This window comes from Pseudomonas sp. LB1P83 (genome assembly GCF_054897885.1).
Genome location: NZ_CM142709.1, coordinates 6,416,194 through 6,436,000, shown reverse-complemented (window position 1 = coordinate 6,436,000; position 19,807 = coordinate 6,416,194). Strand labels below are relative to the sequence as shown.

The 19,807-nt window shown below is 53.1% G+C and carries 21 protein-coding genes; 15 read left to right on the top strand and 6 right to left on the bottom strand.

From position 1 onward, the window contains the following. Positions 1-118: 118 nt before the first annotated feature. The 12 genes from ACYZTY_RS29590 (at position 119) to ACYZTY_RS29535 (ending at position 9,406) form a co-directional block, all read left to right on the top strand. Positions 119-1,354 carry a tyrosine-type recombinase/integrase gene (locus ACYZTY_RS29590; protein WP_461956572.1) on the top strand — a complete coding sequence of 412 codons (1,236 nt, stop codon included), beginning with the start codon at positions 119-121 and terminating at the stop codon, positions 1,352-1,354. A 282-nt stretch (positions 1,355-1,636) separates the two neighbouring features. After that, the gene (locus tag ACYZTY_RS29585) at positions 1,637-2,476 is read left to right on the top strand and encodes a hypothetical protein (RefSeq protein WP_461956571.1); all 840 of its coding nucleotides are present in this window, start codon (positions 1,637-1,639) and stop codon (positions 2,474-2,476) included. A gap of 92 nt (positions 2,477-2,568) precedes the next feature. Continuing rightward, on the top strand, positions 2,569-2,889 hold the full coding sequence (locus ACYZTY_RS29580) for a helix-turn-helix transcriptional regulator (protein ID WP_339498096.1): 321 nt from the start codon (positions 2,569-2,571) through the stop codon (positions 2,887-2,889). Next, on the top strand, positions 2,886-3,494 hold the full coding sequence (locus tag ACYZTY_RS29575; RefSeq protein WP_461956570.1) for a hypothetical protein: 609 nt from the start codon (positions 2,886-2,888) through the stop codon (positions 3,492-3,494). Before ACYZTY_RS29580 ends, ACYZTY_RS29575 begins: the two co-directional genes overlap by 4 nt. After that, positions 3,491-3,796, top strand: coding sequence for a hypothetical protein (locus ACYZTY_RS29570; RefSeq protein WP_461956569.1), 306 nt, complete (start codon positions 3,491-3,493; stop codon positions 3,794-3,796). Before ACYZTY_RS29575 ends, ACYZTY_RS29570 begins: the two co-directional genes overlap by 4 nt. A gap of 48 nt (positions 3,797-3,844) precedes the next feature. Then, the gene (locus ACYZTY_RS29565; RefSeq protein ID WP_461959427.1) at positions 3,845-4,330 is read left to right on the top strand and encodes a hypothetical protein; all 486 of its coding nucleotides are present in this window, start codon (positions 3,845-3,847) and stop codon (positions 4,328-4,330) included. Beyond that, complete coding sequence (locus ACYZTY_RS29560; protein WP_461956568.1) at positions 4,327-4,611, top strand: hypothetical protein; 285 nt, start codon at positions 4,327-4,329, stop codon at positions 4,609-4,611. The genes ACYZTY_RS29565 and ACYZTY_RS29560 overlap by 4 nt, the downstream gene beginning before the upstream one ends. Then, complete coding sequence (locus ACYZTY_RS29555) at positions 4,608-4,880, top strand: DUF3077 domain-containing protein (RefSeq protein ID WP_461956567.1); 273 nt, start codon at positions 4,608-4,610, stop codon at positions 4,878-4,880. The genes ACYZTY_RS29560 and ACYZTY_RS29555 overlap by 4 nt, the downstream gene beginning before the upstream one ends. Then, positions 4,877-7,783: a DUF927 domain-containing protein gene (locus ACYZTY_RS29550; RefSeq protein ID WP_461956566.1), complete on the top strand. Its 2,907-nt coding sequence runs from the start codon at positions 4,877-4,879 to the stop codon at positions 7,781-7,783. Before ACYZTY_RS29555 ends, ACYZTY_RS29550 begins: the two co-directional genes overlap by 4 nt. Before the next feature lie 92 nt (positions 7,784-7,875). Continuing rightward, complete coding sequence (locus ACYZTY_RS29545) at positions 7,876-8,820, top strand: chromosome segregation protein SMC (RefSeq protein WP_461956565.1); 945 nt, start codon at positions 7,876-7,878, stop codon at positions 8,818-8,820. Then, a complete protein-coding gene (locus tag ACYZTY_RS29540) occupies positions 8,783-8,971 on the top strand; it encodes a hypothetical protein (RefSeq protein WP_461956564.1) in 189 nt (62 codons plus the stop codon). The genes ACYZTY_RS29545 and ACYZTY_RS29540 overlap by 38 nt, the downstream gene beginning before the upstream one ends. Positions 8,972-9,040: 69 nt before the next feature. Beyond that, positions 9,041-9,406, top strand: a complete 366-nt coding sequence (locus tag ACYZTY_RS29535) for a histone-like nucleoid-structuring protein, MvaT/MvaU family (RefSeq protein ID WP_461956563.1) — start codon at positions 9,041-9,043, stop codon at positions 9,404-9,406. A 189-nt stretch (positions 9,407-9,595) separates the two neighbouring features. Here ACYZTY_RS29535 and ACYZTY_RS29530 read toward each other — a convergent pair whose 3' ends face one another. The 3 genes from ACYZTY_RS29530 to ACYZTY_RS29520 are packed head-to-tail and all read right to left on the bottom strand — an operon-like array spanning position 9,596 to position 13,181. Beyond that, the gene (locus tag ACYZTY_RS29530; protein WP_461956562.1) at positions 9,596-11,533 is read right to left on the bottom strand and encodes an AAA family ATPase; all 1,938 of its coding nucleotides are present in this window, start codon (positions 11,531-11,533) and stop codon (positions 9,596-9,598) included. Continuing rightward, positions 11,533-12,009 carry a hypothetical protein gene (locus ACYZTY_RS29525; protein WP_461956561.1) on the bottom strand — a complete coding sequence of 159 codons (477 nt, stop codon included), beginning with the start codon at positions 12,007-12,009 and terminating at the stop codon, positions 11,533-11,535. Before ACYZTY_RS29525 ends, ACYZTY_RS29530 begins: the two co-directional genes overlap by 1 nt. Further along, on the bottom strand, positions 12,006-13,181 hold the full coding sequence (locus tag ACYZTY_RS29520) for an ABC-three component system protein (RefSeq protein ID WP_461956560.1): 1,176 nt from the start codon (positions 13,179-13,181) through the stop codon (positions 12,006-12,008). The genes ACYZTY_RS29525 and ACYZTY_RS29520 overlap by 4 nt, the downstream gene beginning before the upstream one ends. 233 nt (positions 13,182-13,414) lie before the next feature. Between ACYZTY_RS29520 and ACYZTY_RS29515 the strand changes: the two genes are divergently transcribed. Together ACYZTY_RS29515 and ACYZTY_RS29510 are read left to right on the top strand one after the other, a co-directional pair. Next, entirely contained in the window at positions 13,415-14,041 is a 627-nt protein-coding gene (locus ACYZTY_RS29515) for a hypothetical protein (protein WP_461956559.1), read from the top strand. Positions 14,042-14,124: 83 nt separating this feature from the next. Next, complete coding sequence (locus ACYZTY_RS29510) at positions 14,125-14,337, top strand: hypothetical protein (RefSeq protein ID WP_461956558.1); 213 nt, start codon at positions 14,125-14,127, stop codon at positions 14,335-14,337. Positions 14,338-15,394: 1,057 nt separating this feature from the next. Here the strand turns inward: ACYZTY_RS29510 and ACYZTY_RS29505 are convergent. Beyond that, the gene (locus tag ACYZTY_RS29505; RefSeq protein WP_461956557.1) at positions 15,395-16,387 is read right to left on the bottom strand and encodes a hypothetical protein; all 993 of its coding nucleotides are present in this window, start codon (positions 16,385-16,387) and stop codon (positions 15,395-15,397) included. A gap of 729 nt (positions 16,388-17,116) precedes the next feature. Between ACYZTY_RS29505 and ACYZTY_RS29500 the strand changes: the two genes are divergently transcribed. After that, a complete protein-coding gene (locus tag ACYZTY_RS29500; RefSeq protein ID WP_461956556.1) occupies positions 17,117-17,737 on the top strand; it encodes a hypothetical protein in 621 nt (206 codons plus the stop codon). A 361-nt stretch (positions 17,738-18,098) separates the two neighbouring features. Here the strand turns inward: ACYZTY_RS29500 and ACYZTY_RS29495 are convergent, their stop codons facing one another. Together ACYZTY_RS29495 and ACYZTY_RS29490 are read right to left on the bottom strand one after the other, a co-directional pair. Continuing rightward, positions 18,099-18,977, bottom strand: a complete 879-nt coding sequence (locus ACYZTY_RS29495; RefSeq protein WP_461956555.1) for an ATP-binding protein — start codon at positions 18,975-18,977, stop codon at positions 18,099-18,101. A 54-nt stretch (positions 18,978-19,031) separates the two neighbouring features. Further along, a complete protein-coding gene (locus tag ACYZTY_RS29490) occupies positions 19,032-19,685 on the bottom strand; it encodes an ATP-binding protein (protein ID WP_461956554.1) in 654 nt (217 codons plus the stop codon). Positions 19,686-19,807: the final 122 nt, after the last annotated feature.

Sequence of the window (19,807 nt, the reverse complement as noted above, 5' to 3'; positions counted from 1 at the left end):
CCCGCCCTGTGCGGGCTTTCTTGTTTCTGGCTATCCATCCCTGTCTACCCCTATAACTTCACGCCGTGTATGCCCACGTGTATGCTTTGAGATTCATTGAACTGGAGGCATACACGCAGTGAAGCGTACTGAAATCAAACGCCGCCCACTGGCCGACACTACTCTTGCAGGCTTGGAGCCAGAGAGTGCGACGTACCGGGAGCAAGACGGCAACGGCTTGTACTTTCGGGTCAAGGCAAATGGGCAGAAGTCGTGGGAGTTGCGCTACAAAAAACCAGACGGGAAATGGTCCTGGCTGGGCTTAGGTGGTTACCCCGAAATCAGTGGTTCGCTAGCCAGGCAGAAGGCGGCGCAACTGCGGGATGACGCATCGACTGGTAAAAATCCTTTAGTCAGTAAGCAGGCTCGTAAGATTGCTGACCGGGTGGCCGCCAACAACACTTTCGAAGCATTAGGCCGCGAATGGTTTGAGGCTAGGCGCTCAAGCTGGGAAGCAGGCACGTCCCGTCGAGTCCTTGGAGCCCTGGAGCTTCACGTATTCCCCGTTTTCGGCAAACGCATCTACACAGAAATACTGCCCCTTGAATGGATGGAGTTTCTGCGCGGCATGGAACAGAAAGGGATCATTGAGCAAATGGGCAGAGTTCGGGCCTTCTGCAAAGAGATCTACGATTTGGCACGCGTGACGGGCCGAGCGATCCACAACCCCCTTGAAGGCCTCAATAAATTTCTACAGACACGCAGTGCTGAAAATTATGCACACGTATCAATAGAAGAGTTGCCTGCATTACTTCGTGCTATCAACTCTTACCCTCACGCGAAGGATGTCCGTCTAGGTCTCCGTTTGCTCGCCTTATTAGCGGCACGCCCGAGTGAAATTCGAGAGGCACGTTGGTCAGAGATCGACCTCAACAAAAAGCTATGGACGATTCCAGCAGAGCGAATGAAGCGTCGTCGCGAGCATGTAGTGCCCCTATCTCGGCAAGCCATTGAAGCGATAACGGAGCTGCGCACGCTGACAGGGGCATACCCCCTTCTATTCCCTGGAAGAAAAGATCGAACCATCCCCCGCAGCAATACCGTCTTTCTGATGGCGCTGCGCAGACTGGGATACGCGGGCCGGCAAACTGGCCATGGTTTCCGCCATATCGCGAGCACGATCCTTAATGAACAGGGCTTTGACGAGAACCACATTGAGGCCCAGCTTTCTCATGTAAAAGATGGGATTGCAGGGGTGTACAACAAGGCGGTGTACCTGCCTCAGCGCAAAGTCATGATGCAGTGGTATGCAGATCACCTCGATGAGCTAGCCACTGGCAACGTGGTGCAAGGTCAATTTGGAAAGGTGATATGAGGGTTCTTATCCATCCCTCCTCCAAAAGCGGTGTAACGCGTGTTACTCGTGTAACACAACTTACCAACCGACTGAATTCGTTGGCTTTTTTTCCTGTAACACGTTCGTGCGACATTCAATACTCTCCGTGTAACGCCGCCTTACTGTGTAACGCCAGAACAAGCCCTCACCTGCTGCAGGCCGACGTTCGGCGCTCGCGGCTAAAGCGCGACTCTCGCTGGTTACGCCTGCAAAACACAGGGCGTGGGATCGAGCATTACACGATGCTAGAGGTACTTAGCGATGACTGACCACCAAATCGCTTCCCGTACGGCGCTGACGTCTGGCTTGATCGCGTATCTCTCCGCTCAACCGCTCTACGAGCTCTGCCGTGAACAGCTCACTGACGTGTGTTACTTGATCGATCAGTGTTGTCTGCGCATCCAGAATGGCGGCATAAATAGCGATCTCAGCAGCATGTGCATCAAGACCACCGTGCATGAGGAGACCATTTACCAGTATGCGTCCACCGACCACAGAGCGCGCCTCGCGCATTGGGTTCGTCAGTACAGCAACTGCTACTCGGCTTCGGATCGCGAGGCGCATGCTGCCTACATCATGGCCTGCGCAGTCAAAGCATTGGGAGTTCTTAACGAGTGGATGCACGCCGCCGATAAAGCAGTCTGGTTGCATATCGCGGTGCCTCCGACCGATTGGCCATGGGAACTTTACTGCCAATTCGTGGAGTCGCAGGTCGATACGGATGAGCGTACCCAGGCACTCGATGAGTATGTCTTTCATCTGGAGCCGATCACCGCCCTACCCTGCTTAATTGATGATGAACTGACGCCCGTCGCTGATCTGGCGATGAGGCGCGCCATCCGCAGCAAAGGCGGCATCATCAGTGCGATGGAGCGTAGCAAGGACACCAGTGCCCGAGACGCCGCAATCGTTAAGCAAGGGGAGCACTATTTGGCAAAAGGCATGTCGGAACGAAATGTCAAAACGGCGGTGCACGCTTGGCTGAAACGTGAGGTCGCTAAACCTCCCAAACAGCGCCCCGAGTGGGTCGCCCTCGAAACCGAAAAGGCACTGACGCGTAAAAGCGTAGAGGCGATTCTCAATCGCAACTTCGTGGTGTAAACCTGAAATTTCAATTGGAAGTTAACTGCTCACCGCCGCTCAATCTCTAGACCATTGCTCTCGTCAGACCAAACCAATCGAGAGCAATGCCAATGACCAAGAACTTCGCCCACCTGTCCGCTCCAACCTTCTCCAATCTTGCCAGCCCCTTCGACTCCACTTCCGCCGTACCTGACTTAGCCACTCCTTTTGATCCCGCCACCACCCTCATTCGCATGCCGCGTCTTGAGATCGCTACGGGACTCAAGCGCTCGACGATCTACAAGCTAATGCAGTGCCCTGAAAGCGGTTTCCCACTGCCCGTCAAACTGAGCAACAGCACCGCACGTGGCGCACCGGTTGCCTGGGTTTTTTCTGAAGTGCAGAGCTGGGTCAAAAGCCGTATTGAAGCCCGTGACCAGGTGGCGGCATGAAGCGCAATTACTGCCCATTCAAGGGGCCGTTTCTCGACTCCTACAGCATCGGATTCCGTCTCTATCAACCCGGCGCGATCAACTGGCGTCATCGCACCATCGCGGGCGTGAGCTGGAACGGCGAAGACCAGGAAGCGTTCTTTTTCAACCCTGACGGTCTCGTTCTCCCACTCAAAGCCAATCCGTGGGAACTGCCCGAACTGATCCGCAAAAACGCGGTGCGCAGAGAATTTTCGAGCGTGCATGGCGCCGGCCATTTCGCCATGAGCGAAAGTCGCCTCGCCTCACTGAAAACGCGCGGCATGAATGGCTGGGTCACCTACTGGCTGGTGGATCAATCGGCGGGGTACGCGAACGATCCGGCGGTCTGGCAACGCATCACGGATGAGGATCTCGCCGTAGAAAAGACCGCTACCGAGAACCTTCACCAAAGCATGCGATTGACTTCGGATCTGACCGAGTATGTGGATGAATGCCTTGCACAGAGCCGCGATTTGCTGGCTGTCGAACACCGCCGACGCTGCGCCGAGGACAGCAAGATTCTGGCTTGGCTCAAAGGCGAAACACCGCCGCCGCTGCTTGCCTTCGCACAGGAGGCAGCATGAGTCGAAAGATCGCCGACTACGCTGTGATGCGGCCATTTTCAGTGCTGCGTCGTATTGGCTTTTCGCCCCGCCTCATGCAGCGCCTTGAGCGCTATCGCAGCCAGCAGGACAAACAGGGCCGTGTCGTTAGCGTACTCAACTGGGCCGACGGCACCTGGTGCGCCCTCTCCCTCCACTGCGAAAAGACCGGAACCGTGATCGTCGACGAAGGCCAGCAAACGCAAGCCTACGAAGACGCACGATCCATGCTCAACGGTGGCTTCCTGCCCCTCCTGTCCCTGCGCTGGGAAGCCCATGCCTGAAACGAAAACGCCTCCGGGAGCGATCCGGAGGCGTTGAGGTAAATCTACATGCACGAACAATTTATGCCGCACCTGAAAAATCCGCAAGTCATCAACGCAGTTGCACTTTCGAAAAACGGGCGTTACTCTCTGGCCATCGCTGCAAATTCAGCGAACGGGTTTGGTCGCCCGAGAAGCAAAAGGCGCAACAGCGCCCCCATTCAGATTGCAGGCGCTTTTTTTGCGTCCGCATTTCCGTTTTATGGCGGCTGTGCGTGGGAGGCCTTCGGGCCTGCTGGGTTCCTTTTGCCCCGGTCGACCAACCCGCGCACAGCTGCCACCCAAATTCGCTTGGTCGCGGACGGTGGTAGCTCCTCAGCAAAAGGAGCTTCATCAATGCACGCCCTCAATCCGTTCAAAAATCGCGCCGCGGCACATCGTGCAATGGCTCTCGCCGCTTTACACGCCAACTCCAGTCTCGCCACTCGTCTTGCCCGCTTCAACAACCACATGGCCAAAGCCCGCGCACTCGAAACCGCAGGCGGTGCCCAATGAACAACGCCCTGAGCTGTGCCCTGCCTGAAGACCTGCTCTGCGTTAATCCGAAAGCGGAAGCCGGTGTACCTATCGACGCCATCACCTGCGCCATTGATCGTGCAGACTCGGTGCTGACGCTGCTGGAGGATCACTTCGAAAGCGAATCCTCGCGCCTTGCCAATCACATCATTGCCGCCGTTCTTTGGGACGTACGCGGCACCCTCGGCCTGATCAAAACCCTCGCCTTGCACGGTGACACCACCTCCATTCCGACTGCGCAGAAAGGCGGTGCGCTATGACCACCTCCACCACCCGTGGTCACGCCACATTTACTCGCGTGAACGCCACCGATTTGAAGTTGTTCCGGGTCAATGCCGGAATACCGGTCGAGGATGCACTGGAGATGGTTTCCCTGCTGCAGCATCACGCCAACCAGCTCAACTTCGACGCCGCCATGAGCGATAACGGCGAGCGTTTCAGTTGGCCTGCTCTGTACCTTGGCGAGATGGCCAAAGCATTGATTGATGACATCAACGACGCGCTGTTTTTGGCGAGGGCTGACGCATGAGCCAACGCCCGAGCAACTCAGCGAAACGTCCCAGCTTCGCCGACGTGAAAACCGCCGCACTGAAAGACATTGATCGTGTCCTGTCGCACTGGCTGCCCAGCGGCAAGCGAATCGACGGCGGCAAGGAATACACCGCACCGAATCCGACCCGCAGCGACAAGCGCGCCGGTTCGCTCAAAATCAGTTTGAGCAAGGGCACGTGGGCCGACTTCGCCACCGGTGACAAGGGCGGTGACCTGATCGATCTGGTGCGCTATCTGGACGGCGGCACCGACGTCGAGGCCTGTAACAAACTGGCAGATCTGCTCAACGTATCGCCCGGCGCCGCCCAGGCCAAGCCAGCGCCCGCCAAGACAAAAGCACCTGAGTGGATTGCCATTCAGCCGATCCCGGCCGAGGCCATGAACAAGTGCCCGGCCAAGCATCGGCAACACGGCGCGCCGTCCAAGGTGTGGATCTACCGCGACGCGCAGGGCCAGCCGCTTATGGCGCTTTACCGCTTCGACCTCGCGCCGGATGAAGACGGCAAACCGAAGAAAGTCTTTGCTCCCCTGACATGGTGTCAGCGCGCCGATGGCCAGACCACGCAATGGCGCTGGCAGGGTCTGCCCGATCCGCGTCCACTGCTGCGCCTTGACGAACTGACCCAGCGCGCTGACGCACCGGTTATTCTCTGCGAAGGCGAGAAAGCTGCCGACGCCGCCGCCGAACTGTTGCCCGGCTACGTGGCCACCTGCTGGCCGAACGGCTCCAACTCCTGGCACAAAGCCGACCTGACACCGCTCAAGGGTCGCGACGTGCTGTTGTGGCCGGACAACGATGTCAGCGGCGAAGCCTGCATGGAAGCCGTTGCCGATAAGCTGCGTGAAATCGGCGCCGCGTCGGTTCGGGTCATCGCGCTGGAGGTGTTCAAACGCAAGCCCACGCTGAAGAACGACCGCGCCGCCTTCGCCAAAGGTGGTCAATGGGATGACGGCGACGATGCGGCCGATGCGCTCGCCAAAGGCTGGATAGCCGCCCATATTGCCGAGCTGGAAAGCAGCGGTGAACTGTTCGGGTTGGCTGTCGTAAAGCCGGTACCCGATCACACCGAGACCAAGCCGGAACCGAAGGCAAAAGCAACAGCCAAGCGTCCCGTAAAATCGAAAAATGACCTGATGCCCGGAGGCTTTCGCTTCACCTCCGAAGGCGTGTTTTATGCCAGCGACGACGGCGAGGCGCGCCCCGTGTGTTCGCCTCTGGAAATACTGGCCCGCACTCGCGACGACAAAGGCCAGAACTGGGGCCTGCTGGTGGAGTTCGACGATCCCGACGGCGCCAAGAAACGTTGGAACATCCCGGCGCGCACCATGACCGGCGACTTCGGCAAAGACGTGCTTGGCCCGTTGGTGGACATGGGTCTGCGTCTCGCCGGTAGTCGCTCCGGACGCAATGCACGCAATGACCTACAAAGTTACCTCGGCGGCTTCGACAGCGCGAAACGGGCACGACTGGTCACCCGCTTGGGCTGGCACGACAGCGCCTTTCTGCTGCCCGAGCAACAGGTCGGCGCACACAGCGAACACCTGCACTTTTACGAGGCGGGTTCTCAGCTTCCGCCGATCAGCGAAGCAGGCTCGCTTGAGCAGTGGCAGGAGCAGATCGGCGCACTGTGCGTCGGCAATCATCGATTGGCGTTCGTCGTCGGCGTGGCCTTTGCTGGCCCGCTGCTGCACATGCTCGGCCATGAGTCGGGCGGCTTCCACTTGTACGGCGACAGTTCAGGCGGCAAGACCACGCACCTGCAAGTTGCTGCCTCGATCTACGGCGGGCCGCGTCTGGTGCGTTCGTGGCGCTCCACCGACAACGCGCTGGAATCCATCGCCGCCGCGCATTCCGATGGGCTTCTGGTGCTGGATGAAATCGGCATGTGCGATCCGCGCATCATCGGCGAGACGGTGTACATGCTCGGCAACGGCACTGGCAAGGCACGCGCCAATGATCGAGGGCAAGCAGGCCGACAGGTACAGGAGTGGCGTCTGCTGTTTCTCTCCACCGGAGAGAAGACGCTGGCTCAGCACATGGCCGAAGCCAACAAGGAACTGAAAGCGGGCATGGAGGTTCGCATGCTCGCCGTTCCGGCCGATGCGAGCAAAGGCCTCGGCATGTTCGATGCGTTGAACGGCTTTGAGGATGCGGCGTCACTCGCCGACGCGCTCAAGGCGCGGGTAGCGAAGTATTACGGCACTCCACTCACCGCTTTCCTCACTGCGCTGTGCGAACCGGGCAAACGTCACGGTTGGTCCGCCATCCTGCGTCGCACGCTGGAAGGGTTTATCGCTCAGTCGCTACCGACCTCGGCCAGCGGACAGGCACACCGGGCAGCCGCTCGTTTCGGCCTCGCGGCCGCAGCGGGTGAGCTGGCCACCGCGATGGGTATCACCGGCTGGCCGGATGGAACCGCCACCACCGCCGCTCGCGTATGCCTCAACGCCTGGATGAACGAGCGTGGCGGCGCCGGGAACTTCGAAGGTGATGCGATCTTGGCGCGTCTGCGCCAGGTCATCGAGCGCTTCGGTGAAAGCCGTTTCACCCGCTGGGAATCGGCGGCGGCAAAGATCGACGAACACGGCCCGCGCACCATCGACCGCCTCGGCTTTCGCAAGACGCTGGAGCACGGCTTGGGCGATTCCCTGCACACCACCAACACCTATTACGTGCTGCCCGAAGCATGGCGCTCGGAGATCTTCCGGGGCATGAACATCAACGCAGTGAACAAGGAGCTGCTACAGCGCGGCGTGTTGGAGCCGGGAGGTGATGGCAAGGCATCGAGTTCGATCCGGTTGCCCGGCCTAGGCACGCAACGCTGCTACGTCGTGAAGACGATTCCGGGAATGGATGAGAGCGAGGCTCGGGCTGCCTGAGGGCATCTCTGCTGATCGAGGTAGCGCCGGCTTATTCCCGGCCTCGCCAGCCACTCAACCCACCCCAATCGAATTGAACAGAGACAAAACACATGAACGAGATTCAAGACCTGAAAGACCGTCGCGACCAACTGCTGAGCGAGGCAGAACGACTGCACGCCGAACTGCTGCCCCTTGAGGCCGTGCTGGAAAGTGAAGAACCCATCGAACCTGATCGGAAACGCGAACTACGGGACAAGTACAACGAGCTGAAAAGGAATTTCGATTCGCGCAACAACAATGCCGACCTTCTAAATCGGAAGATCAGTCGCCGTGAGAACCTCGCAAATTGCGATTCCCTGATGGCGGGTTACATCGAGGCGATGGATAACTGGACCGCTGATGAGCAGGAGCTAAACGAAAAGCGCCAGAGCCTCAGCACCCGCCTGGCACAGATCCAACAACAGGCGGTTGAGGACATGGCCAAAGCCCGTCAGGCCGAAACGGACGCCGCCACTGCGTACGCGCAGGCCGTCGCTTGGGGCGACACCGAAGGCGAGGAGACCGCCAACGCCGACGCCCAAAAGGCCGCGAAGAACCTTACAGCGGCCGCCGAACATAACCGTCGGCAAACACTGATGATGACTGCTCTGGAACAGGAGCTGGTCACCATAGATAAATACATCGCCGAAGCACAAGAAAAGCATAAAGGGATAGAACGCACCGCCCTCTGGCTCTCGCAGACGGTGCTGGAGGAGCAATGGAACGAGGCCGCTAAAGCGTTGTTCGAGGTGGGCGGAAAGCTGTGGGCCAATTACAACCTGCTGGGGCTTGATCAGGTAAACCTTATGAAACTGGCCGTTCCAGAGGAAGGCGAAAACTTCGGGAAGTGGACGTGGCACGAACTTTCCGACCGCTCGCGCCAATACACCGCGCGGGACTTAGTCCAGCTCAACAGTCTGCCAATACCGCAACAGCCCGAAGATCTGAGCAATCCAGAACAACACAAGGATGAACGCAATGAACAAGCCACTACAGAACAGCGCGAGCTGGTCTGACACGCTCAGAACTCGGAAAGCCCATCTGAATGCCTTGCTGAAAACCATCGACGCGCGTCCGGGTAAAACCAGTCAGATACAAACGCTGACCATCAACGCGATTAAAGCGGAAATGGTGCATGTTGAGAGCCAACTGAATCGCCGGATATAGTGCTGAACTTGTAACCAGCATTACTATCTTAATAATCATGCAAGCCCCCACAGAACAAGGGAATCAAAAATGTCCAAACTCGTTGAATACCGTCAGCTGGAAAAACATCTCGCCGAGCAACTCCAAGCATTGGAAGCAATGAAAGGTGATGACGGGCTGAAGAAAGAAATCGAGTTCGAAACCAAGTTGCGCAAGCTGCTCGAGCATTTCGGTTTCAGCCTAAAGCACATCATCAATCTGCTGGAGCCGCAAACCACTGCCCGACACCAATCTGCGTCACCGGTCGCCAGCACACGCAAACCACGCGAACTCAAGGTGTACAAAAACCCGAATACCGGTGAAGTCATCGAAACCAAGGGCGGGAATCACAAAGCTTTGAAAGAGTGGAAAGCAAAGCATGGCGCCGACGTCGTCGAGGGATGGCTTAAGAAGTAAAAACTGCTTCACCTGAAAAAGGGCCCAGAAGGGCCCTTTTTAGTGGCAGCGCTTGACTCAAAGTAAATAATTTCGTCGTCAGCCACAGCCGCGTGGCGCATCTCCCCATATTCGTAGCTTCCTACAGTATGAATGGAAGCCTACATTCGGCCAAAAAACGGTCAGTCAGCCTCGGCATAGCAGGCGTTCCTAGGCGTCGTGAATCAGACCTTTTTCAAAATTCGGATTATCCTTCTGGAAGTGTTTGACCAAATGGTATTTTCCGATGTTTTCAGGGTTCGATAAAATATCAGGGAAGTCGTTGTCAACGACAATGATCTGGCACGCAATATTTTTCTCTTCTGCAAGTTCTACCACGCTCAATAGCTGGGAATATATTTTCTCGTAGATGGCAGGATCTGACACGGAGTCATTGTCATCCGAACTCCTTTTTCGACCAATGTTCTGTCCTGGGGTATCGATCATCAAAAACGGAGGAATATTGCAGCTAGCCTCAAGGGCATAGCTCAGTCGCGTAATATACATGCCAATTGACATGACGGTTCTGACTCCGCCAGAAAGATGGTCGTAGTAAGACATATTTCTAAAGTTAGGCACAAATTGATTACTATAAGAAATTCCTTGCACATTCTGGACGCCACTGTTTTCCATATATCTGGAAAAAGTGCTTCTCAGTTTCGCGATAATTTCCTGTACACCAGTTAGTCCTGCCTCTATATCTTTGATTAACAAATCAAGGTTTGATATGACAGATTGCTTACTGTTAATTTTCTCTTGCGTTTCGCCGTACTTCCTATAGATGGACAGGTTTTTTTTCAATGAAGCCAAATCAACATGGGCCTGAACCTTGGCTTTTTCTGCCGTCTCAATCATCGATATCAGCGGAGATAAGCTTGATAGGTTGTTGGTATCAAAAAGCTGAGTGTGCTGCTGAATCTGAATTTCCAGCGCCGATGCCTCACTCTGCAGTACCCCTGCCCTTTCCAGTGCGTTCTTTATAGTATCGTCAAGACCGGAAAGTTTATTGTTAACGGATCGCTCAACCGCATCGATTTCTTCCTCGGGTATAGCTTGAGTCGCGATGGGCAAGTCTGTACTGCACATAGGACAGGCGATAGTCTTTTCGAGAGGGGTACTGGAGAGAAATGGCCGCGCTAATTTTGAAAGCTGTATGTTATCCAGCTCAATACGATAGGTGCTTTTCAGCTTGGAGAAATCTGTTATGCGCTTTTTAATCGAACTGATATTTCTGTTTTTCTCATCCAACTCGCTTCGCAGCTGCCCGATGGTTTTTCGGAGCTCTATAGAGGCCTTAGAATTGAAGGTAAAATCTATTTTTACTTTTTGTACGGCCTCATCCAGATCTTGAATAAGTTGTTTTGCATCGTCGATTTTATCTCCAAAAGCAAACTCATCAAGAGGCACGCCAACTTCTTTCAGAAATTTAGACAGAGTCTCCTGCGTGCTCTTCAGCTGCCTAAGAATATCGTTCTCCAATTTTCTCTGAGTCTGTAAAGACGCCATCCGTTCGTCATGAATATTATAAACGAACTTTTGGACCGCCACATTCTTGATAAACACCACCTGGTTTTTATAATCAAGAAGCGCATCAGACCCTACTTCCGTTTGTTTTAGAAACATCAACTTCATGAGATCTCTAAAGCTGAGTCTATCTTCATCGGCATTAACCCTAACCAAAGACTCCTTGATTTTGACGCGAGCTATACCGAGCTGTTCAAGTATGAAGTCTGATAGCCATCCATCGGGCATATCTCCAGTAGAGTCAGCGGCCATGAACTGAGGAAAAACGTCGGCTCGATCTTCGTAACCACAAGAGAAGACTTTTACTGCAGTTCTATGCTCGCGAAGAGAGCGTTCAATCGTAAAAATCTTTCCATTGAATGAGACCTCAAGAAAAAGCGTTCTTACCTTCGCCTTTACTTCCTCGTAAAGTATTTTTTTATTCGAACCGCCCAAGCAGTAGTTTATCATGTGAAGGATAGTAGACTTACCAGAGTCCATTGAGCCTCGAATGATATTCAATCCCGCTTTAAAGTGCGATTCGTATGTGCCATTGATACCCATCAGTATCAAGCGATGCACGATTAAAGAGGGTTTGCTATCCATTATTCACCCAGTATGATTTTGTTAACAACTAATTCAGTTTTTTGCGCCAAGCCTTTGACCGCGACTATCTGACTCTCAAGGTGTATTTGTGCTGATATCTCTGGTGCAGGGGGAGAGATTAAACATCTAACAAAAAAAGTCCCATTTTCCTTAACAAGCTCAATGATTCCTTTACCACACAGCTGCATTACCTTAGCGAGAAAGTTTTGCTTGTCGAACGTTTGAGACTTGCTAATTTCAGAGTTATAGAGTGCTTCAGAAATATTTATTGCAGATTGCGGCCCACTCAGAAACTGACAAGCCCTTCTAAATAATTGAGGATTTTTTACTATATAATCAATTTGCTGCGCTTTGTATATGGATAACTGAAGCTTTCCATTTCGATTTGCTGAAAGTATGTGAGCGATAAGCCAAGCACGATAGAGAGCGGAGTAGTGTTCCTCTCGAAGGTCAAAAAATGTGTAATCTATGCTCATTTAAGCATAGCCTTGATGTCATCCATGGTTGTGCCATTCGACCATGTTACAGTGGTGCAAGGCTTGTTAGCCTCTTGGTGCAACAAGCCTTTTTTATGGAGAAAGTTAATATAATTCGCGCCAACCTCAAGCGCATGCCTATCTTCGCTCAGCAGTTTTTGGTGCACCTCTGCAAAAATCATGTTGGGAGTTGAACCAACACTTTCATGATAATTGAATGTTTGCCTATAGAGCGAGATAACTTTGACTCTCAATGCTAGTAGCATTTTTTTGTCCTCCTCGTCGGCTGCCTTGGTTATGATCTCTGCATTGAAAAATGATTCCTTCGCATCCTCCATACCTTTTTCTCCTATATCGCAGAGAATCATTTTTATTACAAATATCTCTTTATCATAATCAGGCGATGCCTCTTCATAAGTTAGCAATGAAAGCTTTTGCATTTTAGTATTTTTGGCGATTTTTTTTAGGAACTTTTGAACCGCCTTGTAAGCACTATCTGCCTTAGAAACTGGCTTGCAGATCGTATTGTGATCATGGGGAATATTCAGAAATTTGCTGATAAAAGGAAGACCGCTTGACTCCGGGACATACTGGTCATGTTGCCCGATAATATAGACAGATTCTGGAAGCGTGCTTTTTTTGTCGACCCATCGATTATTCAGATCGCTATTGTAATAATTTAACGGAACCAACTCCTTGCTGTTGATATTGAGCAAGGCGAACAACATTGAATCCAACGAGCCTTTATGAGGAACAGCAATAGATCCATATCCTATTATATCCGGCCCATCACCGCGCACATGACTCAGTATAACCTCCTTGCAAATCAATCCACCCATACTGTGACCGATGAGCACAACGCCCTCATAGTCATCCAAATTCAGCTGTATGAAGCTTCTGAGCTCATCGGCCAAATTCTTAAGCGGTCGGTTGTATCTGACCTTAGGACGAAACCCGAATAGCGATATGGCCTTCTGTATTAAATCCGCATGAAATATATCTGTAATTTTCGAAAAATATTCGAACTCAACCATATCAAAGACTTCTGATAGATCGTCTTCCGTCAACAATAAGTCTTTGAATTTTTCGCCGCCGACATTTTTCCACGTGCTACTACCGCCCGTGAAACCATGCACAAAAACTACCGCCACGGGTTTCTTCGTTTCGCTCATACCAGCCTCAAATCCCTAGGAAGCTAAACACAACTTCTTGACGTTAAATTATTGAAATGTAGCACCTGTGACGGCAATGAGCCATCTGACGTGTTTTGTAGCAGACCTTGAGGTGTATGCATACGTCATCGTGGCGGACACCAAGAAAGGATTTTTTCCTACGCCAATGCGGCTGGATGGACCATGCTGGGGATACAAATGGCGTTCATACGCTAATTCACTCAGAGGGACTCATGGAATCAGCGCACGTCTCAGCCATCATTTCAGCTGCCGCCGGTATCAGCGGGGTCCTACTCGGTAACATTTTCGTCCTAATCAAAGAATGGTGGACTAAGCGGAAAACGGCCAAGCAGGACACCACTTACCTTGGGATTATTGTCGTCTCTCATTTGGATCGGTTTGCCACTGGCTGCCTTGATGTTGCAGTAGACGACGGGACCCAATACGGCAAGCCCGCTGGTGAGCGCGGTGAATACGTGCCTGTTATTACCCCACCTGATTTTCGGCCTCTAGACCTTGACGTTGAATGGAAGCTGTTACCGATGGATCTGATGTATTCGATTCTTCGACTGCCAGATCAACAAGATCAATTGCAAGGAAACCTTACTGGAATCCATCAGTTCAATTACGACCCGCCGGACCATGTCGAATATTTTCAAGCAAGGCGCCGGGGGTATGCTGTGCTAGGGCTGCAGGCATCTGATCTAGCCAAAAAACTTCGCTCATATGTTGGGCTTCCTGCTGAGGAGCTTGATCTCGGTGAGTGGAGCCGGGATAACAGCATGAAAGACGTAATATCGGATATCGACGCAAGGCTCAGCGAACGTCTCTTGCGAAATGCGGCTCGGCAGCAGCAATAAACGCTGACCAATAACAAACAGAAAGCAGCCACATGTCCGTAGCGTGGTGATTACAGTCAGCTATCACTCAAGGAGCAAGACCGATGGCCATTGAAGACATCAAGCAACTGCGTACCGTGAACGGCGTGACCCAAGCCCAGGGCTTGTTGGATCAGGGGTGGGTGATTTTGGCGGTGTGCGTGATTCAGGACGGCACCAGCCAATACGCCGAATACCATTTGGGCAAGCCGGCCGAGCAGCCGGAGCAAGTCGGCATACTGCTAAAAGGTGGCGGTTTTCAGCAAACGGTGAAGTGAGCCTGCCGCGTTACGAATAACGCTGCTTGTGTAAAAAAGCCCCCACGTCTGAGACACCGTGCAGGGGGCTTTTTTGTGGACGCTGTTTTCCACCCACTGGACGCCCCCTGTAGTCTGTTTTTACGCAAGGGGGCCGCTCACTTGCACAGGACTACGCCGGACATGCACATCAATGACCATCCGGAATTAACCAGGCTGCTCGGTACCGGGTTGGTCCCCGCAATCGTGCTGGATGAAATGATGCAGCGTTGGAATGGGCGCTGGCTAATGCACGGTGACGCCTCACGCTGTCGTCAGTGCCAGGTTCCCCAATGGCCGAGCAGCGCCGAGTAGCCCGTTGAACATCGAGCCCACTGCCCCACGAACCCGTATCAGTACCCTTGGCGCGACCAGGCCGAACTGCTGCGCGAATTGCCCATGGGGCCGTTGTGATCTGGCAGCTAACGTGTGCGGATTTGCGGCTTTAACGATGACCACTAGCACCTTAGCCATGCGAACGCCGATTGACGTAAATCGTTACACCGTTCCACGTTGTTACACAGCACACCCCATACGCTTTCAGCCGGTGTAACAACTATTTTATTGTTTAAAATCAATTCGTTATGCCACTTTGTTACACCTGCAACACGAGTTACACGCCATTTAACAGGTATTTGCCCCACCCCCCCTTATGCAATGCGTACCCTCAGCGAGGAAACTCCGGCAGGAGCCAGGGGCCCCTGAGACAATGAGACAGACACGGGGTCGGAAACCCGCGGGACTGTGTTAGCGAAAAGGTACCCATCTTAGTGAACAGGTGAACCGGGTGAACTCACAGTTCACCAGTGCAATTGGGTAATTGCACAGACTTACCCACCCATTTGCATTCGACCTGACCAGTCATTTGCATCGGATTTGACCAGTACGAGCCGTCGACATGACCGGCAGAGAACGACCCACAGCGGACGGTCACGGCGTTAGGGCATAATCGTGGTCTGACCAAATCTAGACCTCACGTGTTAAATCAATTAAGAATGGTCGCTTAGCGACCTTTCTCATATTTCAAAGAGCGCTTTAACTATTGCTCCCGATATTGATCAGATAGAATTTTGTACATCGCAGCACTATTTGTTGCTGTTGGCTTGCCTGATATAGCTTCGCTTGCAGCTTTGCTTCCAAGTTGCTGTAATTTTTCAGCCTTACTAGCCATCGCCAGAACCAAGTTTGAACAGGCTTTTTCTAGTGTCTCGGTTGAGATAGTTGATCCAGGTGTTGTACGCGCTGTTTGCAAGTGCTGCATACATGTCATTAAATTATCTTCGTTCGCGCCTTCCTTGGTAATGCTTAGGGCAAGCTCTTTCACGGCATTCACGACAGCAGTAACGCTTGCCGGGTCGAGAGCCGGGTTATTCTGCTGTTGAATTGATTTCTCTGTTCCAGACGCCTTAGCTGCTGATCCGCGTGCGTTCTTTAGCTGCTCTTCCAGCGTGGCAATGTTTTTTTCGGTGTTCTTTCCTTCTTCTGAAGCCTTATCCATGGCCTTGTATTTTTCTTTAAGCGCTTCGATTTCATCAGATTGCCTGGTAAGCGATGCTGCATCAGCCGTTGCGGTCGTGGTTATATTAACCTCTGGGGTCTTAAGAACCCCAGTTAGCTGTTCTATTGTCATGAGAATGACTGTGTTTCGCTGATTGCGCGCAAGCAATGACTGATATGAAAATGCGGATAGTCCTCTGTTGGCATAGCCTTGGCAGATTGCATATAGCTGATCGCGAAGTATTTGAATGGTATGTGTGCGGAGTCCAATGTTTGAGCCGTTCTCAGAGTATGCAGCGGCAAGATTCACGCCCGCTTCCGTTTCCCCACTAATGCTTCCTGCAATTAGCGTGAGAGCGTCTGGGCTAGCTTCGGGGCAGACTACTTCGAACTCTTTCCACTCTTGTCCAAGCTGTTCTTGCTTAGTTGTGAAGGAAACGATCCGCTTGTCAGCTTCGAGCACCTTCACAGAGCAGCCGCCCAACATGAGCGCTACGGTCATCACTGCCGGTCCTGCAAATGCATATTTGTTCATAGAGGCTCCGCAAGCTAACGGACGGAGGCTCCAGACCAATCGTGGCCTTCTCTCGTCCTTGAGTTATGTGGTGGAAATTGGATCTCTATCAGCAAAGATCAGGCGTGGAGAAAAAGCAAATCGCTTGTTGGGTCTGCTTGCGTGCTCCTGTCCGTTGTCGATTGAGGGTGGCGCGAGAGTCTAGAAGCACAAGCAAGTGCGCTAGGAATGGATTGAAGTCATCCATGAAGCACTAGATGAGCAGTATCGCGAAAGCCCGCGCATGGAATTGTCCAAGACCACAATTCAGCTATCAGAACGAGTTGCGATGCAAAGCTAGCATTACCCGATTGGATGCCTGGGAGCCTGGTCTCGGTTTTCTAGAGGCTTCACGACATCTAGGAGAGAAGGTCTGCTTTTGGCCGTTCTCTGCCGATCAGCAACACAAAAGGGCATCTTTACCATCGCGGTAACGATGCCACTTTTTCGTCAGGATCCTTTCAATTTCAACGTTGAAATTTCAGTAAGGTGGGATGTCTGTCGCTAGCAAGATGTCGCGGGTTTCCGACCCCGTACTGGTTAGAATTCCTCAGGGGCCCCGGCAGAATCTGTTCCCCCGATCCTTCAGTCTGAGCTCCTGCCCCGTTACAAAACTGAAGGACCCGGGAGCGACCTTATGAGTAGAGTTGTGATTGGACTCTCGATCAGAAAAACCGAAGCTTTCTGTTGGATAATGGAGAAACGAGAACGATGGATATCAATTCTTACCTTTCAGAAATTCAGCATGCTGCTAGCTCGGTTATAGGTCTCGTTTGGGCGGAGCATCAACAGGTTGAAGTGCTTCAGGCTCAAATCGTGCAGCTCAACGCTGAAGTTCGTGACGGCTATCGGAGAGCCTCCGCTTGTAGTGATTCTGAAGACCCTGATGACGTTATGGCGGGTGCAGGGATTCAATGGGCCACCTACTTTGGCCCAGATAAACAGCGTCACGGGGTTTTGGATCACCTCACCCAAGCAAACGAACGGCTCTCGGCTCGAGCATTTTCACGATCTTCAATGGCGGCCAACCTTTTGCAATACGCTAAACAAGGAATATCAATCACTCAATCGAGCGTGGATGCTTGTCCTGACGGTCATGCAATCGGCACCCAAGTGTTAAAGCAGGTGATCTGGCAAGGTAGGAATCAATCCCTACACTGGGAGGAAGGTAAGCCTCATCCACCGGTTAGAAATTGTTTCGATCTGCTTACTGCAGAAGTTGGTCCACAATTTGCCCTCTACAAGACTCAGAATCTTGCGTTTGAGGTCGTGGCCCTTCTAGGGTGGGTGAGTTATGAGGCGTTCGAAGCGGATCTCCGCTCACTGGCCTAACGATGGTCAACATCACCAGTTAAGAGACCCGATGAATGGTGAATGTGCGAGACAATCAAGGTTAGCAAAGGGCAACGTGTATGCCCACGTGTATGCCTAACCGAAACACCACCACTCAAACCCTTATAAACCGGGCTTCACACCCGCCAGTTCAAACGACGCCTGGGCACCATATAGTAGAAACGAGAAAGCCTCAGATCTTAGGGTCTGGGGCTTTTTTGTGGGTGCTGTCTCGTCCTGAAGAAGGTTTACACCTTCCGACTTCTTATCCGGAAGGTGCAGTTTCGTCGGCGTCGGGCTAACCCCAACACGACGCGCGAATGTCTATAAATGTCTAAAAACGTCTAACAATGTCTAGAAATCAGCCTTTAGACATTTGCCACAGCTTGCCCTTGACCTTGATAACACCCTGAATCTTAAGCGCCTGCAGCAGATTTTTGATCTTGTTGGCTTTCTGCTGTCGGTCTAGAACCTCGGGTAGTTTGTCTATGAGTAACTTATCGATGTCGATACGTTTGGCTGAGCCCGATTTTTGGATCAACTCGCAAATCAGACGTTTGTAATGCGTATCGTCGATGCCCCGGTTACGGATGTACTGCGCCAGATCATCACTGTGCTGGGCCACTTGGGCGGAGATATGAAAATTGGGCTTGCGCCCCTCAATCAGCCCCTGCGCCTTGAGATGGAGAGACTGCGCATCGGTCAGCGGTTTGCGCTTCTGCACCCGATCCAGCAGGAGGATGTCTTCCAGTGACAAATTGGGCATTTCCGCCAATTTGCGTGCATAGCTCATATCCAGCACGCGTCCGGTGATGGTGACCTGCACGCGATTCCGCTCAAGCTGATACTCAGGCAGGGGAAAGAAGCGGTTTTTCTGGATCAGGAACATCTTGCGGATGCCACTGCCGATGGTGTCGATCATGTTCAGGTTGACCATGGCATCGGTGAGGAAGCGATTGCGGTAGCGCGTTTCCGGTGCGTCGGCCTGAATCACTTGTTCCACCGAGCCGGGAATGAAGTCGCCGGGGTTGCTGAAGCATAGCCGCCCATCTTCGAATTCAACCACCGAGACCTTGCCACCCAGCTCGTAGTCCTGGTGGGCAATGGCATTGTTGAGTGCTTCGCGGATGATGAAGGGGTCATACTGGTCGACCTCCTCTGGGAACAACGAGCTCTCTGACATATAGCGGTATTTCAGGTTGCGGATTTTGCGGTAAACCTCATCGGCGCTGACCAGCAATGGACAGGAGAAGTGCTGGTAATCACGCTCAAAACCGTCGCGGTCTTTGAGAATTCAGCTGAGGGTGGGCGAGGCTGGGTTGAGCCAATGCGCCGCCTCCGGTTTGCCCAGCAACAAAATGGCAGTTCGGGTGATATGCCCCTGGATGGTTACCTTAGCCTTGTTGAGAAAGGTTTCGTCGCACCAGCCCGCCAGTTCGTCGGTCAACTTAGGATGCTTAGTGGAATACTCGCGCCTGGCCAGCGCAATTGCCTCTTCGCTCAAGTCCGCCAGGCTGGCTCCGGGACAGAGACCCGCGCTCCAATCCTGAAGCCGATTCTGGCGGCGGATGCGTTCAATCTCTTCGAGCGACAGCGGCCCAAGGGACTCACCGTCGCGGCCGTAGAAATGTCCTTCCCAGGCCATCGGCAGACCTTGTGGTGCAGCGGGAATTTCGAACAGCAACACCCGGCCCGCAAGATGCTGAACGGTATGAATCTCGATAAAGGTCAGGCGCTGACTGATCTTGTCAGCCACTTCCTTCTTCAAAGACTGCAACTGCTTGGGCGTCTCTCGAAAGCGTGTTCCCACCACTTGTTGGCGGTCATTGACGCCGAAGACCAGCCAGGCTGCGGACAGCCCCTTGAGGTTAGCCTCGTTGCTCAGCGCGGAGAAATAGCGGCCGAGCTTGTCGAAATCGTAGTTGCTCTTGGCTTCCTTGAACTCCACTACTTCACTCTCGCCATTGCCGGCCAGCAAGCGCTGCAGTTGCTACTGGGCATCCATTAGGCCACCTCCATATCCACTGCAGATACTCCGTATCGAAGACGCTGGCCAACCGGGCGGCTTGG